The 17,681-nt window shown below is 62.2% G+C and carries 22 protein-coding genes; 19 read left to right on the forward strand and 3 right to left on the reverse strand.

From position 1 onward, the window contains the following. Positions 1–338 precede the first annotated feature (338 nt). Complete coding sequence (locus tag JC607_RS10825) at positions 339–752, reverse strand: Arc family DNA-binding protein (protein ID WP_233092852.1); 414 nt, start codon at positions 750–752, stop codon at positions 339–341. Positions 753–786: 34 nt separating this feature from the next. Between JC607_RS10825 and JC607_RS10830 the strand changes: the two genes are divergently transcribed. The 9 genes from JC607_RS10830 to JC607_RS26020 all read left to right on the forward strand — a co-directional run bounded on the left by JC607_RS10830 (position 787) and on the right by JC607_RS26020 (position 5,929). Next, positions 787–942 carry an Arc family DNA-binding protein gene (locus tag JC607_RS10830; protein ID WP_198836933.1) on the forward strand — a complete coding sequence of 52 codons (156 nt, stop codon included), beginning with the start codon at positions 787–789 and terminating at the stop codon, positions 940–942. 14 nt (positions 943–956) lie between these two features. Continuing rightward, the gene (locus tag JC607_RS10835; protein ID WP_198836934.1) at positions 957–1,298 is read left to right on the forward strand and encodes a hypothetical protein; all 342 of its coding nucleotides are present in this window, start codon (positions 957–959) and stop codon (positions 1,296–1,298) included. Continuing rightward, complete coding sequence (locus JC607_RS10840; RefSeq protein ID WP_198836935.1) at positions 1,295–1,576, forward strand: hypothetical protein; 282 nt, start codon at positions 1,295–1,297, stop codon at positions 1,574–1,576. The genes JC607_RS10835 and JC607_RS10840 overlap by 4 nt, the downstream gene beginning before the upstream one ends. 76 nt (positions 1,577–1,652) lie before the next feature. Beyond that, the gene (locus JC607_RS10845) at positions 1,653–2,243 is read left to right on the forward strand and encodes a hypothetical protein (protein ID WP_198836936.1); all 591 of its coding nucleotides are present in this window, start codon (positions 1,653–1,655) and stop codon (positions 2,241–2,243) included. A 68-nt stretch (positions 2,244–2,311) separates the two neighbouring features. Further along, the gene (locus JC607_RS10850; protein ID WP_198836937.1) at positions 2,312–2,530 is read left to right on the forward strand and encodes a hypothetical protein; all 219 of its coding nucleotides are present in this window, start codon (positions 2,312–2,314) and stop codon (positions 2,528–2,530) included. A gap of 1 nt (position 2,531) precedes the next feature. Continuing rightward, positions 2,532–3,155, forward strand: a complete 624-nt coding sequence (locus tag JC607_RS10855) for a head maturation protease, ClpP-related (RefSeq protein ID WP_198836938.1) — start codon at positions 2,532–2,534, stop codon at positions 3,153–3,155. After that, positions 3,145–4,587 (forward strand): Mu-like prophage major head subunit gpT family protein, encoded by a 1,443-nt coding sequence (locus JC607_RS10860; RefSeq protein WP_233092853.1) that lies wholly within the window; start codon positions 3,145–3,147, stop codon positions 4,585–4,587. Before JC607_RS10855 ends, JC607_RS10860 begins: the two co-directional genes overlap by 11 nt. 227 nt (positions 4,588–4,814) lie before the next feature. After that, the gene (locus JC607_RS10865; RefSeq protein WP_198836939.1) at positions 4,815–5,087 is read left to right on the forward strand and encodes a hypothetical protein; all 273 of its coding nucleotides are present in this window, start codon (positions 4,815–4,817) and stop codon (positions 5,085–5,087) included. Beyond that, positions 5,084–5,929 carry a site-specific integrase gene (locus JC607_RS26020; protein WP_198836940.1) on the forward strand — a complete coding sequence of 282 codons (846 nt, stop codon included), beginning with the start codon at positions 5,084–5,086 and terminating at the stop codon, positions 5,927–5,929. Before JC607_RS10865 ends, JC607_RS26020 begins: the two co-directional genes overlap by 4 nt. A gap of 95 nt (positions 5,930–6,024) precedes the next feature. On the opposite strand, the gene JC607_RS10875 is transcribed toward JC607_RS26020, so the two are convergent. Beyond that, positions 6,025–7,071 (reverse strand): GlxA family transcriptional regulator, encoded by a 1,047-nt coding sequence (locus JC607_RS10875; RefSeq protein WP_233092854.1) that lies wholly within the window; start codon positions 7,069–7,071, stop codon positions 6,025–6,027. Positions 7,072–7,090: 19 nt separating this feature from the next. Here JC607_RS10875 and JC607_RS10880 point away from each other — a divergent pair, with 19 nt between their 5' ends. The 10 genes from JC607_RS10880 (at position 7,091) to JC607_RS10925 (ending at position 16,650) form a co-directional block, all read left to right on the forward strand. After that, a complete protein-coding gene (locus tag JC607_RS10880) occupies positions 7,091–8,005 on the forward strand; it encodes a 3-keto-5-aminohexanoate cleavage protein (RefSeq protein WP_198836941.1) in 915 nt (304 codons plus the stop codon). A 20-nt stretch (positions 8,006–8,025) separates the two neighbouring features. Further along, a complete protein-coding gene (locus JC607_RS10885) occupies positions 8,026–8,382 on the forward strand; it encodes a hypothetical protein (RefSeq protein WP_198836942.1) in 357 nt (118 codons plus the stop codon). Positions 8,383–8,416: 34 nt separating this feature from the next. Then, positions 8,417–9,883 carry a carnitine 3-dehydrogenase gene (locus JC607_RS10890; protein WP_198836943.1) on the forward strand — a complete coding sequence of 489 codons (1,467 nt, stop codon included), beginning with the start codon at positions 8,417–8,419 and terminating at the stop codon, positions 9,881–9,883. Between the two features lie 4 nt (positions 9,884–9,887). Further along, positions 9,888–11,051: an acyl-CoA dehydrogenase family protein gene (locus tag JC607_RS10895; RefSeq protein ID WP_198836944.1), complete on the forward strand. Its 1,164-nt coding sequence runs from the start codon at positions 9,888–9,890 to the stop codon at positions 11,049–11,051. Continuing rightward, positions 11,052–11,369, forward strand: coding sequence for a SelT/SelW/SelH family protein (locus JC607_RS10900; protein WP_198836945.1), 318 nt, complete (start codon positions 11,052–11,054; stop codon positions 11,367–11,369). It abuts the gene before it with no gap. 296 nt (positions 11,370–11,665) lie between these two features. Beyond that, entirely contained in the window at positions 11,666–13,657 is a 1,992-nt protein-coding gene (locus tag JC607_RS10905; RefSeq protein WP_198836946.1) for an acetate--CoA ligase family protein, read from the forward strand. Then, entirely contained in the window at positions 13,657–14,460 is an 804-nt protein-coding gene (locus JC607_RS10910) for a carnitinyl-CoA dehydratase (RefSeq protein ID WP_198836947.1), read from the forward strand. Before JC607_RS10905 ends, JC607_RS10910 begins: the two co-directional genes overlap by 1 nt. 503 nt (positions 14,461–14,963) lie before the next feature. Next, positions 14,964–15,305, forward strand: coding sequence for a helix-turn-helix transcriptional regulator (locus JC607_RS10915; protein WP_198836948.1), 342 nt, complete (start codon positions 14,964–14,966; stop codon positions 15,303–15,305). Then, positions 15,302–15,778 (forward strand): SRPBCC family protein, encoded by a 477-nt coding sequence (locus JC607_RS10920; RefSeq protein WP_198836949.1) that lies wholly within the window; start codon positions 15,302–15,304, stop codon positions 15,776–15,778. The genes JC607_RS10915 and JC607_RS10920 overlap by 4 nt, the downstream gene beginning before the upstream one ends. After that, positions 15,775–16,650 (forward strand): SRPBCC family protein, encoded by an 876-nt coding sequence (locus tag JC607_RS10925; protein ID WP_198836950.1) that lies wholly within the window; start codon positions 15,775–15,777, stop codon positions 16,648–16,650. The genes JC607_RS10920 and JC607_RS10925 overlap by 4 nt, the downstream gene beginning before the upstream one ends. 179 nt (positions 16,651–16,829) lie before the next feature. On the opposite strand, the gene JC607_RS10930 is transcribed toward JC607_RS10925, so the two are convergent. Further along, a complete protein-coding gene (locus JC607_RS10930; protein WP_198836951.1) occupies positions 16,830–17,216 on the reverse strand; it encodes a hypothetical protein in 387 nt (128 codons plus the stop codon). Positions 17,217–17,681: the final 465 nt, after the last annotated feature.

Consider the following 17,681-nt stretch of genomic DNA (forward strand, 5'->3'; position numbering starts at 1 on the left):
ATGGCCTACAGTATTCGTGCCTGTTTCGCTCAGTTCAGGCCGGGATCGGGTCAGGTTCTTCGATGGTCTTCCAGGCGACGCCTTGCGTGCTGTCTGGCTGTGTTCCATCCCCTTACTGCCCTCCGCCCTGCTCTGGCCGCTCATGAATACGACGCTGTCTATTCGGCTGGAATGGTAGCCTGTGGCACAGGTTTATCACAAGCGCCCAGACCATGCTGGTGTGTAACACTGGCAGGAAATGTAAATTGTCTTCGTTACACTCAGAAAATAGCCGAAATATTTAGGCGCATCAGTCTGTTATCCCTGAAAATGCGCGCGTTACACTTCGGTACGGGTTTTCAGGGCTTGTTGACCGGTGGCGGGCGGTACCGGTCAACCACGATCATCACGCGCGAACCTTGCTCACCCGGCAGCTTTTCGAAGCCGATCACGTTCCGGTCGCGGAACTGCATTGCCCAGGTATTCGCTTCGGCCAGGCGCTGATCGAGTTCGGCCTCGCTCTCGGCGGCGTGGATGTGATCGATCCACTTCCCGGCATCCCCCATGACATTCCGCACCGGGAATTTCTCTTCCAGCAGGGCGAGGACCTCGGAGTTCATCGACCTGTTGTTGGCCTCTGCCGCAGCCTTGATCCGCTCGCGCATCCCATCGGGAAGGCGAAGAATGAATTTGTCCTGAGTCTGCGGCTTTCTTTCAGTCATGATGGCATACAGCCATAATTTGAGATTGACACAATGATGGCTGTGAGCCATCAATAATATCATTGAGCCATATTTGGGCAAGAGTATGACCGACCGGAAACCGATGCAGCTCCGCCTGCCGTCCGATCTGAAGGCTTGGCTTCAGGCCGAGGCGCAAAAGAACGGCGCTAGCCAAAATTCAGAGGTTATCAGAGCGCTGCGCGCCGCGATGGCGCGATCCGAACTTCAATCGACCACCTGACAAAGGATGAAAATATGAACGCCATGACCCCCGTTTGCGGGACCGATACCGCTTTTCCAGCCGCAACCCATCGCCGGGTTCGTAAGTTCGATATCTCGGACCTCTTTCAAGACGAAGGCTCGCTGAACTACGACATCTCCGCCCGCCGCGCCGCCTATGTTGCCGAGGTGCTGGGGGGCGAGCCGCCCGCGCGACTGGTCGATGAAGATGATTGCCCCGCACCCGAGGTCATGGACTTCGTGCGGCGCACGGGAGCGAGCCTCGATTTCATCTTCATGGGTGATCTGCGCAGCATGGTCATGGCTGACTGCGCCCGGCGGCAGGAATGGTTCGCAGGAGAAGGCGACGAAGCATGAATGCGATGAGCCCGATCAACGTTCTTAACAAGAGTTCTGGCGATTTCATGGGCGTCTACGACAATCTTGAAAGCCATCTTCACATGCTGGCCGGTCTCTCGTCGTTGCTCGCCTGCCTGCTAGCCGAGGGTGATAACAGCATGTCGAACGAGCGGGAGCATTGCGCACTGGCTAGTGCCGTAGAGCGATATGCCGCTGATGCTCAGGACCTCGCGGCAAAGGTGCTTGCCGCTCGCGGCGGAAGGTCAGTGCAGCCGTGCCCACCTCCTACGGGGTGAAGTAAGTGTCAAAATGGGTTGACGATCCACCCGTTTTTATTATGGATGGATCATCAACCCATTTATGGAGGTGCCAGTGCGTATCAGCGATGTGCAAAAAGTGACGGGTATCCCGATGGCCACGCTCAAGGATCTGCGTCACCGCAGCATCCTCGAACTTGCCACAGGGGGCTGGCCTGATGATCCCGAAGAAATCCGACGCTGGGGCAGCTTTTCTGCTCTCTCGGTTATCTACATCATGGGCGCGAATGAAGTCCGTAATCGCTATGGCCTGTCGTGGCAGGACGCGATGGAGTTTTCCAAAACCGCCTTGGGGCGGATCAGCATCCCGCTCGCAGGGCATGCGAATGCCCGGGTTTTCGATCTTCGCGCGATTGACGCCGAAATCTGGGCAGGCCGCTTTGACTTCCAGATCGAAGAGCGGGACCTCTCGGAGGGCTGGAACTACTTCTACGGCACCATTGATGCCGTTCCGGTCAATTTGGATGGTATCAAGAACACGCGCTCTCTGACGCATGAACGCATGGCCAGCCGCGACTACACCCACGATCCCATCGTCGAAAATGACGTATGGGGCTGCTTGATGATCAATGCCTCGCGCCTATGTCGCGACTTCTGGACCAGCGCCAAGCAACACCAGGCGATCCGAGATTGGGAGAGCCGCTGACATGGGGCTTTCGTTCCATCAAATCCACCCGCGCGGTCCCACCATCATCGCGAGCGAGGACTGATCCTATGTGGCATCAGAAATACGCCGCGCCCGCTCCCTTCCATCAGGTCGAGCTGTTCTCGCTGGTGGAGCCTGTTGCCGAAAGCGAGGGCGAAATCACCTTTGCTCACCGGCTCTATATGGTCGCGCCCTATGCCGAGGGCGGGCGGGTGTTGCTGCGGCAGCTTTCCTCTCACAGTATCCAGAAGGCTCTGCCGCTTCCGGCAGCAGGCGCGGGCGGCTGAAATGATCCCGCACTTCACCATCGAGGGCGAGATCGGGGCGGGCGGGGTCACACCGGCGGATCTTGCCGCTTTCCTTACCGGCAATCCGGGCAACGTGACCTTGCAAATCAACTCGCTGGGCGGGAGTGCCACCGATGGCGCCGCGATGATGGCCAGCGTCGAGGCGCATGGCAGCGTCACGGTCCATGTCCGGGGGGTCGCTGCCTCGGCGGCCACTTTGATCATGGTCGCAGCTGCGGAGGTGGTCATTCACGCCGTCGCAATGGTCATGATCCACGAGCCCTATGCATTCGCGGATGGCACGGCTGATGCCCACCGATCTGCGGCTGATGCTCTGGATAAAATGACGAACACCTATGCTGCGGCATATGCGCGCCACACGGGTCATCCGGTCGCGCGCATCGCAGAATGGATGAAGGCAGAAACCTGGATGACCGCTGCCGAAGCCGTCGAGCTGCGCTTTGCCGACCGCGTTGAGGATGGCGGGGCCGCGCTTGCCTGCGCAGCTTTCGACTATCGCAAATTCCGCCATGCGCCGGATCAGCTGGTTCAGATGGCAACCGAAAAGGGATGGGTGACCAATTCGCCCGCAGTCAAAGAGAAGGAGAAGACCGTTGCCGCTTGATTTCAAGATGAAACACGAAGGAGCGCCGCCCGCGCGGATGCTCGCTGCCGCCCAGATCAAGCTGAAGGCCGCTGGCTTGTCGAAGGGCTTTGCCGAGATGTTGGCGGTGCGGATGCAGGATGCGGACGACATCGACCCTGATCTTCTGCAAGCCCTGCAGGCAGTGGTGGATCTGGCAGTGATGCACGGGGTTGACGAAGCCGAAACCCTGCGCCTGCTTGAACAGGCATTCGAGCAGGGCGAGCCGGAGACCGATGAGGATCCCGAAACGGCGCCCGCGAAAGCCCGTATGAAGCCCGGCGACCGTCTGATCAGTTCGGTTGTCGCGCATTTTCGCGGTAAGGGCCCGAGTGTCACGAAGCACAAGCCGGGATACGGCGTTCTTGACCAGTCTCCCGCCGCCGAACAAAATCGCCGTATCGACGCCATGGCTGACGGACTGCTTGCACGCATGGATGCCCGTCACGTCCCTACCATTGGGCGGCAGTATGCCGGCATGTCGCTTGCCGAAATGGCCGGTGGCCGCGATTGGGTGAGCCGTTCCCGGATGGCTTCCCACACCAGCTCCGACTTCCCGCTGGTCCTGGAGAACGCACTTGGCAAATCCATTGCGCGTCGCCTTGAACAGGCGATGCCTGCGCTCGCTCTTGCCGCTCACGAAATCCCCGCCTTGGATTATCGCGGCGGCAATCTGCTGTCACTGTCTGCATCGGGGATGCCCGAGGAAGTCGGCGAGGCGGGTGAGATCAAGCATGTCACCATCGACGAGCGCGGCGAGCGCAAGCCCGCTCCGCGGGACTATGCTGCGATGTTCACGCTTTCGCGGAAGGCCATTGTGAATGACGATCTGGGGATGCTGTCGCAGATCAATCAGCAGCTCGGGGCCGGTGCAATCGAACGCTTCCGCCGCATCCTGCTTGCACCGCTGCTGACGGGTGTGGGCCTCGGGCACGTCATGTCGGATGGTAAAACCGTCTTCCACGCGGATCATGGCAACCTTGCCCCGACCGGGGCCGCGCTCAGCGTCACCAGCCTTTCCAACGCTCGCCTCGCTTTGCGCGGGCAGCGTGGTTCTCAGGGTGAGTATTACGCGATCGAACCCTGGGCGCTTGTGGTTCCGCCCGCGCTCGAAACCTCGGCGCAGATGGTTCTGGCAGAGATCAATGCTGCCAAGACCAGCGACGTTAATCCGTTCTCGGGAACTCTCGATCTGATCGTTGAGCCGGGCCTGACCAGCGAAGTTTCTTGGTATCTGATCGGCAACCCCTCGAAGGTGGATGGCTTGGCATATTCCTTCCTGGACGGCGAGAAGACGCCCCGGATCGAGTCCAAGCCGGGCTGGAACACTCTCGGCGTGGAGTTCCGGCTGGTCTGGGCGCTGGATGCTCGCTTTGTCTCCTATGCGTCGTGGTTCAAAAATCCCGGTGCATAATCGTTGGGGGTGGGTTTGTTCGCTCCTCTCCCACCCTTGGGGCTCAGGGAAGCCCATAAGCGCCAGCTCAGCTTCGGGACGGGCTGGCGCATCCCTCTAAAATCTCGCGCTCAGCGCTTCGCCGGCAACACGGATATCAGGCCTTTGATATGACCTCGAACCCGCTTCTTCCTCCGCACGTCCTGCCAGCAGAGCTGGCCGCGCATCTGCGTATGTCGGAGCGGGCGGTGGAGGATAAGGTTCGGGAACTCGGGATCTACTGCAAGCTTGGAAAAACCAAGGTCATGCTGCCGGAACATGTTGCGGCCTTCATGGAGGCGATCACATGCCGCTCACAATATTCAAGCGGGGCCGCTTCTGGCATTACAGAGGCACCGTCTCCGGTCGGGAATTACGCGGATCTACAAAAGCGACTGACCGGCAAATCGCCCAAAGGGTCGCGTCAGAAATCGAAAACGCCGCATGGAAGCGCCACCTCGACGGGCCGCACGCGCATGTGACCTTCGCACAGGCGGCGCTGGCCTATCTGGAGGCAGAGAAGTCCGAGCGCTTTATCGCGAAGGTCGCCGCCCACTGGAAAGACACTCTTTTGCGGGACATCAGCGCCGAGGCCATCAGGCAGTCGGCGTTCAAGCTGTTTCCGAGGGCGAAGGGTGCCACCCGAAACCGGCAGGTGATCGTTCCCACGCAGGCGATTATCAATCACGCGGCGGGGCTGAACTGGTGCCAGCCGATCCGGGTCAAGCGCTTTCCCGTCGAAACCAGGGTCAAGGAAATCGTGGATCCTGCCTGGATGGCCGCTTTCGCCGCGCATGCTTCGCCGCATCTGGCGGCGCTCGGCTATTTCATGCTCGGCACGGGGGCGCGGTCAGGGCAGGCCGTGGCGCTGCGGTGGGGTGACGTCGATCTGACGCAGCGCACCGCCCGCGTGCCCTTGTCGCGCAAGAACAACGAAGAGCATCTTGTCCACCTTGCCGCTGAGGTGGTGGCGGCTCTCGCGTGCATTCCCGGCAACCGTAACCCTGCCGATCTTGTCTTTGGCTATCGGGGCAGGGACAGCGTGAACCAGCCATGGAAGAAGGCCGTTGAGCGCGCCAAGCTGCCATATCGCAGCCCACATTGCTGCCGTCATGGCTTTGCGACCCTGATGCTGCGCGAGGGCTATGACGTGAAGTCGGTCGCGGCGCGCGGCGGCTGGAAAGATCCGACTGTCGTGCTGCGGACCTATGCCCACGCGATTGCCGATATCACCATCACGGATGCGGTATTTCGCACGAAATCCGCACAAAAGCAGACCATGAAATCCATAACTATCGAGAATAAAAGGAAGAAAAAGGGATGAATGCCTGCTCTCGTTGGGGGGAGGTGTCCCACCGCCGGGATTACGCCTCTCGCGGGTGTGACGCAAGAGAAATCTGAAATGCCGGTTTCAGACCTTTACGTCGTCGCTTTGCCGTGCTTCCTCAGCGCACCCGGGGCCTCGCCCCAGGCGTTGCGGAAGGCGCGCGACAGGGTGGAGGGGCCGGAAAACCCTGTGCGCAGGGCCACTTCCGCCAGGGGGTGCTGTGTATCCGTCAACATCCTCCGCGCGGCCTGGAGCCGAAGCGTCAGACACCAGGCCGCAGGGGTGGTGCCTAAAGAGTCGCGAAACAGGATCTCCAGCCGGCGTGGCGAAAGACCGACGGCGCGGGCGGTCGCGGCGGCGGATTCGGGCTGGTCGATCCGCTCCTCCATCCGCCGCACGGCTGCGGTGACACGCGGGTCCAGCGCAGGGTCACGGCGCAGGGGCGCGACCTGCGGCTCCTGGCCGGGGCGGGCGTCGGTGAGAAAGCTGTTTGCGACCTGGCGCGCGAGGCCGGCGCCATGCCGGGTGCGGATCAGATGCAGCATGAAATCCTGCGCCGGCGCCGCGCCACCGATCGTCACGCGGTTGCGGTCGATCACGAAGCGGTCCGGCACGACCTCAATCTGTGGATGGCGGGCGGCGAGGTCTTCCAGGTCTTCCCAATGCACCGTGGCACGGTAACCGTTCAGCAGGCCCGCGCGGGCGAGCACCCAGGGGGCGCTGTCAACCCCGCCGACAAGCCGGAACCGGGGCGCGATACGGGTCAGCTCGCGGATCAGCGGGCGGGTCGCGACCTCGTCAAGCCGGTAGCCCGAGATCACGATCAGCGCATCGGCGCCGACCGCATGGCCGGGCGGCCCATCCGAGGGCAGCGATAATCCGCAGGTCAGGGGGACAGGCTGGCCATCCGGCGAGACCACGCGCCAGCGAAACACCTCGCGCCCAAGCTGGCGGTTGGCGTTGCGCAAAGGGTCAAGCGCCGAGGCGACCTCAAGGATCGAGGCCTGGGGCAGCACAAGGAGCGCGATGGTCAGCGGGCCGCGTGCCGATGAGAAGATAGCGTTTTCCGACATGAAAAATTCGTAAATCGCAAAGCGTGCGCGGGCAAGCCGGATAATCTCGGGCGCAACAGGCCCCATGCTACAGAAAGAGTCTCTTATGCCGCTGACCATGAACCGCGAGGTTTTCATCACCTGTGCCGTGACCGGGTCGGGGGGGACGCAGGACCGCAGCCCGCATGTGCCGCGCTCGCCGGAGCAGATCGCAACTTCGGCGATTGATGCGGCCAGGGCCGGCGCGGCAGTGGTGCATTGCCATGTCCGCGACCCGGAGACCGGCAAACCGGCGCGCGATCCGGCGCTGTATCGTGAAGTGACCGAGCGCATCCGCGATTCGGGCACCGATGTGGTGCTGAACCTGACCGCCGGCATGGGCGGCGACATGCTGTTTGACGGCACCGAGAACATGTCCCGCATGGCGGCGCATTCCGATATGGCGGGCGCTGCCGAGCGGGTGGCGCATGTGGTCGAATGCCGCCCCGAGATCTGCACGCTGGATTGCGGCACGATGAATTTCAACGAGGCCGATTATGTGATGGTCAATACACCCGGAATGCTGCGGGATATGGCGAAGCGCATGGTGGCATCGGGCACGCGGATCGAGATCGAGGCCTTTGACACCGGGCATCTCTGGCTCGCGAAAGCGCTGGCGGATGAGGGAATCATCCCCGACCCGGTGCTGGTGCAGCTGTGCATGGGGGTGCCGTGGGGCGCGCCGGATGATCTGAACACCTTCCTGGCCATGGTGAACAATGTGCCGAAAACCTGGCACTGGTCGGCCTTTGCTTTGGGGCGCAACCAGATGGCCTATGTGGCGGCGAGCGTGATCGCGGGCGGCAATGTGCGGGTCGGGCTCGAGGACAATCTCTGGCTCGACAAGGGCGTGCTTGCGACCAATGCGCAGCTGGTAGAGCGCGCGGTGACGATCATCGAGAACCTCGGCGCGCGGGTGATCACGCCGGCAGAGGTGCGGGCGCGGCTGAAGCTGGAAAAGCGGGCGCCTTTGCCGAAATGACTTTTTTTGGGATACTGGTGGTGTCTGGAATCGTTGGGTCCGCAGCATTTCTTCAGGCCGGTCTGACGGGATGGCGGCGCCTGAAGATCGTTCTGGCGGTGGCCGCGCTGACAGGTGGTGTGTTTGCGGGGACGTACTCCCTCCTTCCCAGCATCTATATTCATCCGCAGCTGCTGTTCCAGGGGCCCGATTCGCTGAAATACTTCGCTCTGTCGAGCTTGGCTTTGACTGCATGCGTCCTGTTCGCAGGGGCGATTTTCGGTGCGGTATTGGGGATCTGGTTTAAACCGGGGAAGGCTGGCCTCCTGTCGTTTTTTGCCTCCTTTGCGATGCTGACTACCTTTTGGCTGTATCTGCTCTTCACTTCGCTGCGCTGACTATTCCATCTCTCAAAACTGGCCGGAGCCTGAAATGACAAGAAAAGCGGCAATTATCGGTGGCGGCGTCATTGGCGGAGGCTGGACGGCGCGGTTCTTGCTCAATGGCTGGGATGTGGCGGTGTTCGACCCCGATCCGGAGGCGGAGCGCAAGATCAATGCGGTGCTCTCGAATGCGCGGCTTGCCTTGCCGGCTTTGTCAGATGTGCCGATGCCGCCGGAGGGGAAGCTGAGTTTTGCGGGCACCATGGCCGAGGCGGTCGAGGGCGCGGAATATGTGCAGGAATCTGTGTCCGAGCGGATCGAGCTGAAACACAAGGTCTATGCCCAGCTGCAGCAGGCCAATCCGGGCGTGCTGATCGGGTCTTCGACGAGCGGGTTCAAGGCCTCTGATCTGCAAACCGGCAGCCCGGCGCCCGAGAACATCATCGTCGCCCATCCGTTCAACCCGGTCTATCTGCTGCCTTTGTCGGAGATCTCGGGGTCGGAGAGGAACACGCCCGAGACGGTTGAGAAGACCGTGCAGATCATGAAAGACATCGGGATGTTCCCGTTGGTGATCCGCAAGGAGATCGACGCGTTTCTGGGCAACCGCTTCCTCGAAGCGGTCTGGCGCGAGGCGCTCTGGATGCTGAAAGACGGGGTCGCCACCACCGAAGAAATCGACGAGGCGATCCGCATGGGCTTTGGCCTGCGCTGGGGGCAGATGGGGCTTTTCGAGACCTATCGTATCGCGGGCGGCGAGGCCGGGATGAAGCATTTCATGGCGCAATTCGGCCCGGCGCTGAAATGGCCCTGGACCAAGCTGATGGATGTGCCCGAGTTCAATGACGAGCTGGTCGAGCTGGTGTCATCTCAGTCCGACGCGCAATCGGGGATGTATGGCATTCGCGAGCTGGAGCGGATTCGGGATCAGAACCTCGTGGGCTTCCTGCGCGCGCTGAAAGAGCGCAACTGGGGCGCGGGCAAGGTCTTGCGCGAGCATGACGAGCGGCGGGCGGCGGTCTTTCACGCCGATACCGATCAGGGGCCGAAAGCCGCGCCGCTCGTGCTGGCGCATATGCAGGTGCTGCCGGGCTGGATCGACTATAACGGCCATATGACCGAGAGCCGCTATTATTTCTGCAATTCCGAAGTGGCGGATGCGTTTTTGCGCCTGATTGGCGCGGGGATGGATTATGTCGAGGCGGGCCATTCCTACTATTCCGCCGAGACCCATATCCGCCATCTCGGCGAGGCAAAGCTTGGCGACCGGCTGACCGGCACGCTGCAGATCATCTCGGCCGATGAGAAACGGTTCCGGTCTTTCGTGCGCATCCTGAAGGGCGATGAGCTGGTCGCGACCATCGAGCAGCTTTGCCTGCATGTCGATATGAAGGCGGGGAAAACCGTGCGGGCGGCGCCCGAGGTCTGGGCGAAGCTGAAGGCGGTGGCCGAGGCCCAGGCCGGGTTGCCACTTCCCGAGGGCGCGGGCCGCGCCATTGGCCAGAAGAAGGGTTGACGTCATGGATTTCGGCCTGAACGAAGAACAGCAGATGATCGTCGAGACGACCCGCGCTTTCGTCGAGAATGAGCTTTACCCGCATGAGGCGGAGGTGGAGCGCTCGGGCGTGCTGGAGCTGGATCTGATCCGCGAGATCCAGAAAAAGGCGATTGAGGCAGGGCTTTATGCCGCAAATATGCCGGCCGAGGTCGGTGGTGCAGGCCTCGATACCCTGTCCTGGCTTTTATATGAGAAAGAGCTGGGGCGCGCCAATTATGCGCTGCACTGGACCTGCGTGGCGCGGCCGTCAAATATTCTGCTGGCCGGCAATGCCGAGCAGCGTGAGCAATATCTCATGCCGTGCATTCGGGGGGAGACCTGGGATTGCCTTGCGATGACCGAGCCGGGGGCGGGGTCAGACCTGCGCGGCATGAAAGCCTCGGCGCGGGAAGACGGTGATGACTGGATCCTGAACGGGACCAAGCATTTCATCAGCCACGCCGATCTGGCGGGCTTTGCGATTGTCTTCATGGCGACTGGCGAAGAGGACACCCCGCGCGGCCCGAAAAAGCGGATCACTGCGTTTTTTGTCGATAAAGGCACTCCGGGCTTCACTGTGCGGGACGGCTACCGCAATGTCAGCCATCGTGGTTACACCAACGCCGTGCTGGAATTCGACGATTGCCGGGTGAACAAGCGGCAGGTACTGGGCGAGCCGCATAAGGGCTTTGAGGTCGCCAATTCCTGGCTGGGGGCGACACGGCTGCAGGTTGCCTCGACCTGTCTCGGTCGGGCGGAAAGGGCGCTGGACCACGCGATCTCCTATTCGGCGGAACGCAAACAATTCGGGAGCCAGATCGGCAAATTCCAGGGTGTGAGTTTCAAGCTCGCCGATATGGCGATGGAGCTGAAAGCGGCTGAGTTGCTGACGCGGGAGGCCGCCTGGAAATATGACCAGGGCAGGGTCACCGAAGCCGATATGTCGATGGCCAAGCTGAAGGCCACCGAAGTCCTGGCGATGGTGGCGGATGAGGCGATCCAGATCCATGGCGGCATGGGGCTGATGGATGAACTGCCACTGGAAAGGATCTGGCGTGACGCGCGGGTCGAAAGGATTTGGGAGGGCACCTCAGAGATCCAGCGCCACATCATCTCGCGCGAGCTGTTGCGCGCGGTGGGGGGGTGAATGGCAGAGCCGGTCGAAAAGGCTGCGGGTCCGAAAGTCCGCTTCACCTATTGCACGCAATGCAACTGGATGCTGCGAACGGCATGGATGGCGCAGGAACTGCTGCAGACCTTTGGCCAGGATCTGGGCGAGGTGACGCTGGTGCCGTCAACGGGCGGAGTGTTTCGCATTGAGCTCGATGGCGCCGTGATCTGGGATCGCAAGGAACAGGGCGGCTTTCCGGATTCGAAACAGCTGAAGAAGCTGATCCGCGATCATGTCTGGCCCGAGCGCGATCTGGGCCATGTGGATCGCAGCACTGACATTACTCCCGACTGAGCCGCTTCTGATTGCCCCCGGAGGCTCTGCCTCCGGACCTCCGGGATATTTAGAGACAGAAAAATGCAGCAGACACAGTTCATACTTAACCGAACATTCACCTCTGATCATCAGGCTGGAGGCACAGTACAGGCGGGGACGCCGATGACTGTGACGGGAAATGGCATCCCGCTCTGGATGAAGGGGCGGGATGTTATCATTTTCTGTCTGAAAATATCCTCGGGGGGAGGCGACGCTTTGCGGCGCCGTGGGGGGCAGACAGCCCCCCTTGTCGGGCACGGGCTGGGGGTCTGGCCATGAACCGGCTCGACAGATTACTTCGCCCGCGGCATATCGCCGTTCTTGGCGCGGGCTGGGCGCTCAACGTGATCGAACAGACCCGCAAGATGGGGTTTGGCGGGCCGGTCTGGCCGATCCATCCGAGTAAGCCCGAGATCGGCGGGCTGAAGGCCTATGCCTCTGTCGCGGATCTTCCCGAAGCGCCGGATGCCACCTTTATCGGGGTGAACCGTTTCGCGACTGTAGAGGTCACCCGCGAGCTTGCGGAACGTGGCGCCGGTGGCGCCATCTGTTTCGCGGCTGGCTGGACCGAGGCGGGCGAGCCGGAGTTGCAACAAAAGCTCGTCGCGGCAGCGGGGGAAATGCCGATCCTCGGGCCGAATTGTTACGGTGTGATCAATTATCTCGACGGGGCGCTGCTCTGGCCTGATCAGCATGGCGGCATGCGTGTCGAAAAGGGCGTGGCGCTTCTCAGCCAGTCCTCGAATGTTGTGGTCAATATTGGCATGCAGCAGCGCGGATTGCCGATCGCCTATGTCGCCTGTCTGGGGAATGCCGCCGTGGTCGGGCTGGCCGAGCTGGCGGGTGCCTTGCTTGACGACCCGCGCGTCACCGCCATCGGAATGTATATCGAGGGGATCGATGACGCGCCCGCCTTTGCCCGTCTGGCACATCGCGCGGCAGAGATGGGCAAGGGCGTGGTCGCGATCAAATCCGGCAAGACCGAGGCCTCGCGCGTGGCCGCCGCCTCGCATACGGCCTCGCTGGCGGGGGGTGGTGCGGCCTCTTCGGCCTTTCTCGCGCAGCTGGGGATTGCCGAGGTCAACAGCCCTTCCGAGCTGATCGAGACGCTTAAGATCTTCCATCTCCACGGGCCGCGCCTTGGGACGAAGCTTTGCTCGCTGTCCTGTTCGGGGGGCGAGGCCGGTATGGCCGCGGATCTGGCTGCGCCGTTCGGGCTCGGGTTCCCGCCGGTGCCCGAGGCCAGTCGCGCGCGGCTTTCTGCGACGCTCGGGCCCATTGTCACCATTGCCAACCCGCTGGATTACAACACGTTCATCTGGGGTGATCTGGAAAAGACCACCGAGGTTTTCAGCGCCATGCTGGAGCCCTATGACGCCGGGCTCTATGTGATCGACATGCCAAGGGACGACCGCTGCGACCCGTCGAGCTATTTCCCGGCGCTCGACTCTATCGTCGCAGCGCAGAAGGCGACCGGCAAACCGGCCTTCCCCGTGGTCTCGATTTCCGAGAATTTCGGCGAGGCACGGGTGAAGGGGCTGATGGAGCAGGGCGTCTGCACGCTTTTGGGCTTTGAGACCGCGCTGGCGGCGATCCGCGCGGCGCAGACGCCCAAAGGCGTGCCCGGCTGGGAGCCGGTCAAAGCCCTCGCCCCGCGCGAGACCAGGCTTTTGACCGAGGCCGAGGGCAAGGCGCTGCTGGCGGCAGCCGGCATCCCGGTGCCACGCGCAGTGACCGGCGCCACGCTTGCCGAGCTGCAGGCGCAGGCGACGGGTCTGACGGCGCCCATCGCGCTCAAGGGTCTTGGTTTCGCGCATAAGACCGAGGCGGGCGCGGTGCGGCTTGGCCTTGCCTCGCTGGAGGGCGCGGCAGAGATGCCCGGTGCCACCGGCTATCTCGCCGAGGAAATGGTGACAGGGATCATCGCCGAGATGCTTCTCGGGATCGGCCGCGATCCGGTTTACGGCCTGACCCTGACCATTGGTATGGGCGGTGTCACGGCGGAAGTGCTGGCGGATACCGTCACCCTGGTCTGGCCCGCGGATGAGGCGCAGATCCTGACCGCGATGCAGCGCCTGCGGCTCTGGCCGCTGCTCGACGGCTATCGAGGCCGGCCAAAAGCGGATGTCGCGGCATTTGCCACGATTGCCGTCCGGCTGGGTCATCTGATGGCAGGCGATGACAGTCTGGAAGAAATTGAAATCAATCCGGTGCTATTGCGCGAGACGGGCGCAGTGGCGGTGGATGCCCTGATACGGAGAGACTGATGGCCGAGATGCAGATGCGGGTCGAAGGCCCGGTGAAGACCCGGCGCGAGGGTGCCATTCTTGAAGTGACGCTCGACGCGCCCAAGGCCAATGCGATCAGCCTGAAGACGAGCCGCGTCATGGGCCTCGTCTTCCGCGATTTCCGCGATGATGACAGCCTGCGCATCTGTATCCTGCGCTCGACCGGCGACAAATTCTTCTGCCCCGGCTGGGATCTGAAAGCCGCCGCCGAGGGAGATGCCGTTGACGGCGATTACGGCGTTGGTGGCTTTGGCGGGTTGCAGGAACTGCCCAATCTCAACAAGCCGGTGATTGTCGCGGTGCAGGGCATCTGCTGCGGTGGCGGGCTGGAACTCGCGCTTTCGGGGGATCTGATCCTGGCCTCAAAGACGGCAACCTTTGCGCTGCCGGAAATCCGTTCGGGCACGGTCGCCGATGCGGCCTCGATCAAACTTCCCAAACGCATCCCCTATCATGTGGCGATGGATCTGCTGCTCACGGGCCGCTGGTTCGACGCCGAAGAGGCCTTCCGCTGGGGCCTGATCAAGGAAATCTGCGAGCCGGATGCGCTGCTGCCGAAGGCCTGGGAGCTGGCGCGGCTTTTGGAATCCGGCCCGCCGCTGGTCTATGCCGCCATCAAGGAAGTGGTGCGCGAAGCGGAAAACATGCGCTTCCAGGACGCGCTGAACCGCATCACCAAACGGCTGATGCCCACGGTGGACCGGCTCTATTCCTCGGAAGACCAGCTGGAAGGCGCGAAAGCCTTCGCCGAGAAACGCGACCCGGTCTGGAAGGGGCGCTGAGGGCGCCGGCTGCGGGGGGGATTGTGGTGTTCCCCGCCGCATCTTCAGGGTTAAGCTTCTGATCAGAATGCCTCTTCTGGCGCGCGCATGGCAAGAGGCTGATGCGGGCGTCGGGTGTTGAGGACCTGCATCCAGTCGCAGATGGCGCAGGGGCTGGCGCGCGCGATATGGGGCACCCGCACATCCCACCGACCGTCGGGCGGGCCCTCGACCCCCCAACACTCAGCCGAAAGGCGCGAAGGTTCGGGGTGACGGAACCGGCCCGGATCATCCAGCGGCCAGATCGGGACACCCCCGTCTTGATCGCGCAGCTGGCCTGCCACCGGATGTCCGACACTCCTGTGGCTGAAAACGCTGATACGACAGGAAACAGTCGCAGGCTCCGCGTCAAATGACCGGTGTCTCCTCTCACCTGTCGGGACGCGTGGATGGACCTGGCAGAAACTTAGCCATATTGAAAACTTTTCCTTGTCGAGATGGCGAGGCGGAGTATAGTTAGCAATATGACTAAGTATGATTCCGATCTCTCGCAGCTCTTCTGTGCATTGGCGGACCCGACCCGCCGTTCGATCCTGACGCGACTGGCAGAAGGCTCTGCGCCGGTGACGGAACTGGCCAACCCGACCGGATTGAGCCTGCCAACGGTGATGCGGCACCTTTCGGTGCTGGAGGATGCGGGTCTGATCGCCACATCGAAGACCGGACGAGTGCGGTCCTGCGCCATTGTGCCCGAGGCGCTGGCCCCGATGCAGACATGGCTCGACGGACAGCGGGATCTCTGGGAGGCCCGGCTCGACCGGCTGGACGATTATGTGATGCAGTTGATGAAGGAGCGCGAGACATGACACCGGACCTCGACCCCGCCACTGACCTGAGCTTTGTCCGCACGCTGGCCGTGCCACGGCAGCTGATCTGGGAATGCTGGACGCAGCCCGTGCATATCCCACATTTCTTCATTCCCGCGCCGCATAAGGTGACGGCGGTTGATATCGACCTGCGGGTCGGCGGGCGGTTCAACACGAGTTTCGAGGTGGATGGAAACGTGATGGACAATAAGGGTGTCTATCTCGAGGTATTGCCGGGCGAGAAGCTGGTCTTCACCGATACCTATACCGAAGGCTGGAAACCTGTGCCCGAGCCGTTCATGACCGCGATCCTGCTGCTCGCGGATGCCCCCGGGGGCGGCACGACCTATACGGCGATCGCACGCCACCGTAACGCCGATAGCCGCAAGGCCCATGAAGAGATGGGCTTTTTCGATGGCTGGGGCACCGTGGTGACACAGCTGGAGGCTTATGCGAAGGGTCTGATGCGATGAACGACCGGTTTGCAACGCTGAGATTCGAGCGGCGGGTGGCGGCTCCGGTCTCCACCCTCTGGCAGGCCTGGACTGCACCTGCCGCCCGGTCAGTCTGGGCTGCGCCTGCGCCCTCCGTCACGGTGGAATTTCTGGCGGCCGATACCAGGGTCGGCGGACGTGAAGTCTCGCTGTGCAGGGTGGAAGGGCAGCCTGAGATCCGCTGCGAATGCGGCTGGCTGGCATTGCAGCCCGCGATGCGCAGCGTGAACTACGAGCTGATCTCATCCGAAGGCGAGACGCAGTCGGCAGCGCTGGTGACGGCGGATTTCGTGAGCGAGGGGGAGGGCAGCAGGCTGGTCGTCACGGTGCAGCTTTCCTCGCAAGTCGGGGATATGGAGACGGGTTACCGACAGGGTTTCGACGCGGGGCTGGACAATCTGGCGGGGGTGGCCGAGCGGACCATGATACTGCCGCGCGTGATCAGGGCACCGCGACAGGTGGTCTGGGGCGCCTGGATGAACCCGGACACCCTGCCGCAATGGTGGGGACCGGATGGCTTCTCCTGTCGTACAAAGAGGATCGATCTGCGGACCGGCGGCGAATGGGTGTTTGACATGATCGCGCCGGACGGTACGGTCTTCCCGAACCATCACCTCTACCACGAGGTCCTGGCCGAAGACCGCATCAGCTACGCGCTGCTCTGGGGCGAAAACGGGCCGAAACATGCCGATGCCTGGGCCTTGTTCGAGGAGGTGGACGCCACGACAAGGGTGACGCTGGGGATGGTCTTCAGCACGGCGGCCGAGTTCCGCAATGCCAAAGGCTTCGGAGCGGAGGAGCTGGGGTTGCAGACGCTCGGCAAGCTGGCACGCTTCGTTGGTGCCGGGTGAAAGTTGCGGTTGTCGGCTTCAGGGGGAAGTCAGCGGATCGCCGGCATTGCCGGGCCAATTTCGCGGCGACAGGTATGAATTGCCGGTTCAGGGACGCAGAGCGTCCAGGCTGAGCGCTGGCTGAGGGGCAGCCTCGCTTATGCGGAACCAGGCTGCCGGTCAAGAAAGATAGAAGGTCGTCAGTCAGCTGGAACGAATTCTGGGTCGTAGCTGACAGGGAAATTCACGGATCTGGCGATAAAACAGACCGAATGGATTTTTTGGTGGATTGCAGTGGCGATCTCGATATCGGTACCAGGTCGAACCGTTATCTCCGGACGCAAGATGGCTGACGTGAATCGACCAGCGCCGCTATTTTCAACCGCGCCCACCCCCACCGGCCTGTCTTGATAGCGTGTGACAATGATCCCAGCGTCTGAAGCGTAATGCAGGTAGCCAAGCGCGCGCAGGATTGTTTGGCCGACGAACTTCAGGGTGGCGGTTGAGGGCACCCTCTGCCTGATGATTGCGGCAGACGGCAGAGATGACAGAGCAAGATTCTTGCGGGCTCTGGCGAAGAGCTGCACGATTGCACAGCTCTTGCCGGTTCCCGATGCCCCTGACAGGGCGATGCCTGAGCCTCGGCGTTACGCCCGCTCGCGATTTCGGCGAGTCGCTTTTCGATCAGAAGCCGGAAGCGGGCCTGCAGTGGTTCAAATCTCTCGTGCCGGACATAATGCCCACGCATCCGTGCAAACGTCTCCGCAACAAATGGATGCTTCACAGCTCTGGCAATCTCGATTCGTCCTGTTTCGATCAGTGCCTGCAGCCCTGGTTCAATGGCCTCAAACGCACGCGGCTCACCACGCGTATCGGTCCTTAGCACGCGCTCTGGCAGGACCATGCCAAGGTCGCATAGCCGCTTCGCATCCTTCACGCCGATGCAGCCATGAATCTGCAGATTCATAAGCGCGAGCCCAAGCTGTCAATCGGCGTGGAAAGCTGACCCCCTATCGGCGCGCAATATTGACCCCACCCGGCGGTCGGCGATC

The organism is Paracoccus sp. IB05 (assembly GCF_016405985.1).
Lineage (GTDB): Bacteria > Pseudomonadota > Alphaproteobacteria > Rhodobacterales > Rhodobacteraceae > Pseudogemmobacter.

Coding starts and splice junctions, on each gene's coding strand:
- JC607_RS10825 (WP_233092852.1), bottom strand. CDS start 752: ATGGCTCACAGCCATCATTGTGTCAATCTCAAATTATGGCTGTATGCC.
- JC607_RS10830 (WP_198836933.1), top strand. CDS start 787: ATGACCGACCGGAAACCGATGCAGCTCCGCCTGCCGTCCGATCTGAAG.
- JC607_RS10835 (WP_198836934.1), top strand. CDS start 957: ATGAACGCCATGACCCCCGTTTGCGGGACCGATACCGCTTTTCCAGCC.
- JC607_RS10840 (WP_198836935.1), top strand. CDS start 1,295: ATGAATGCGATGAGCCCGATCAACGTTCTTAACAAGAGTTCTGGCGAT.
- JC607_RS10850 (WP_198836937.1), top strand. CDS start 2,312: ATGTGGCATCAGAAATACGCCGCGCCCGCTCCCTTCCATCAGGTCGAG.
- JC607_RS10855 (WP_198836938.1), top strand. CDS start 2,532: ATGATCCCGCACTTCACCATCGAGGGCGAGATCGGGGCGGGCGGGGTC.
- JC607_RS10875 (WP_233092854.1), bottom strand. CDS start 7,071: ATGGGGCCTGTTGCGCCCGAGATTATCCGGCTTGCCCGCGCACGCTTT.
- JC607_RS10880 (WP_198836941.1), top strand. CDS start 7,091: ATGCCGCTGACCATGAACCGCGAGGTTTTCATCACCTGTGCCGTGACC.
- JC607_RS10890 (WP_198836943.1), top strand. CDS start 8,417: ATGACAAGAAAAGCGGCAATTATCGGTGGCGGCGTCATTGGCGGAGGC.
- JC607_RS10895 (WP_198836944.1), top strand. CDS start 9,888: ATGGATTTCGGCCTGAACGAAGAACAGCAGATGATCGTCGAGACGACC.
- JC607_RS10900 (WP_198836945.1), top strand. CDS start 11,052: ATGGCAGAGCCGGTCGAAAAGGCTGCGGGTCCGAAAGTCCGCTTCACC.
- JC607_RS10905 (WP_198836946.1), top strand. CDS start 11,666: ATGAACCGGCTCGACAGATTACTTCGCCCGCGGCATATCGCCGTTCTT.
- JC607_RS10910 (WP_198836947.1), top strand. CDS start 13,657: ATGGCCGAGATGCAGATGCGGGTCGAAGGCCCGGTGAAGACCCGGCGC.
- JC607_RS10915 (WP_198836948.1), top strand. CDS start 14,964: ATGACTAAGTATGATTCCGATCTCTCGCAGCTCTTCTGTGCATTGGCG.
- JC607_RS10920 (WP_198836949.1), top strand. CDS start 15,302: ATGACACCGGACCTCGACCCCGCCACTGACCTGAGCTTTGTCCGCACG.
- JC607_RS10925 (WP_198836950.1), top strand. CDS start 15,775: ATGAACGACCGGTTTGCAACGCTGAGATTCGAGCGGCGGGTGGCGGCT.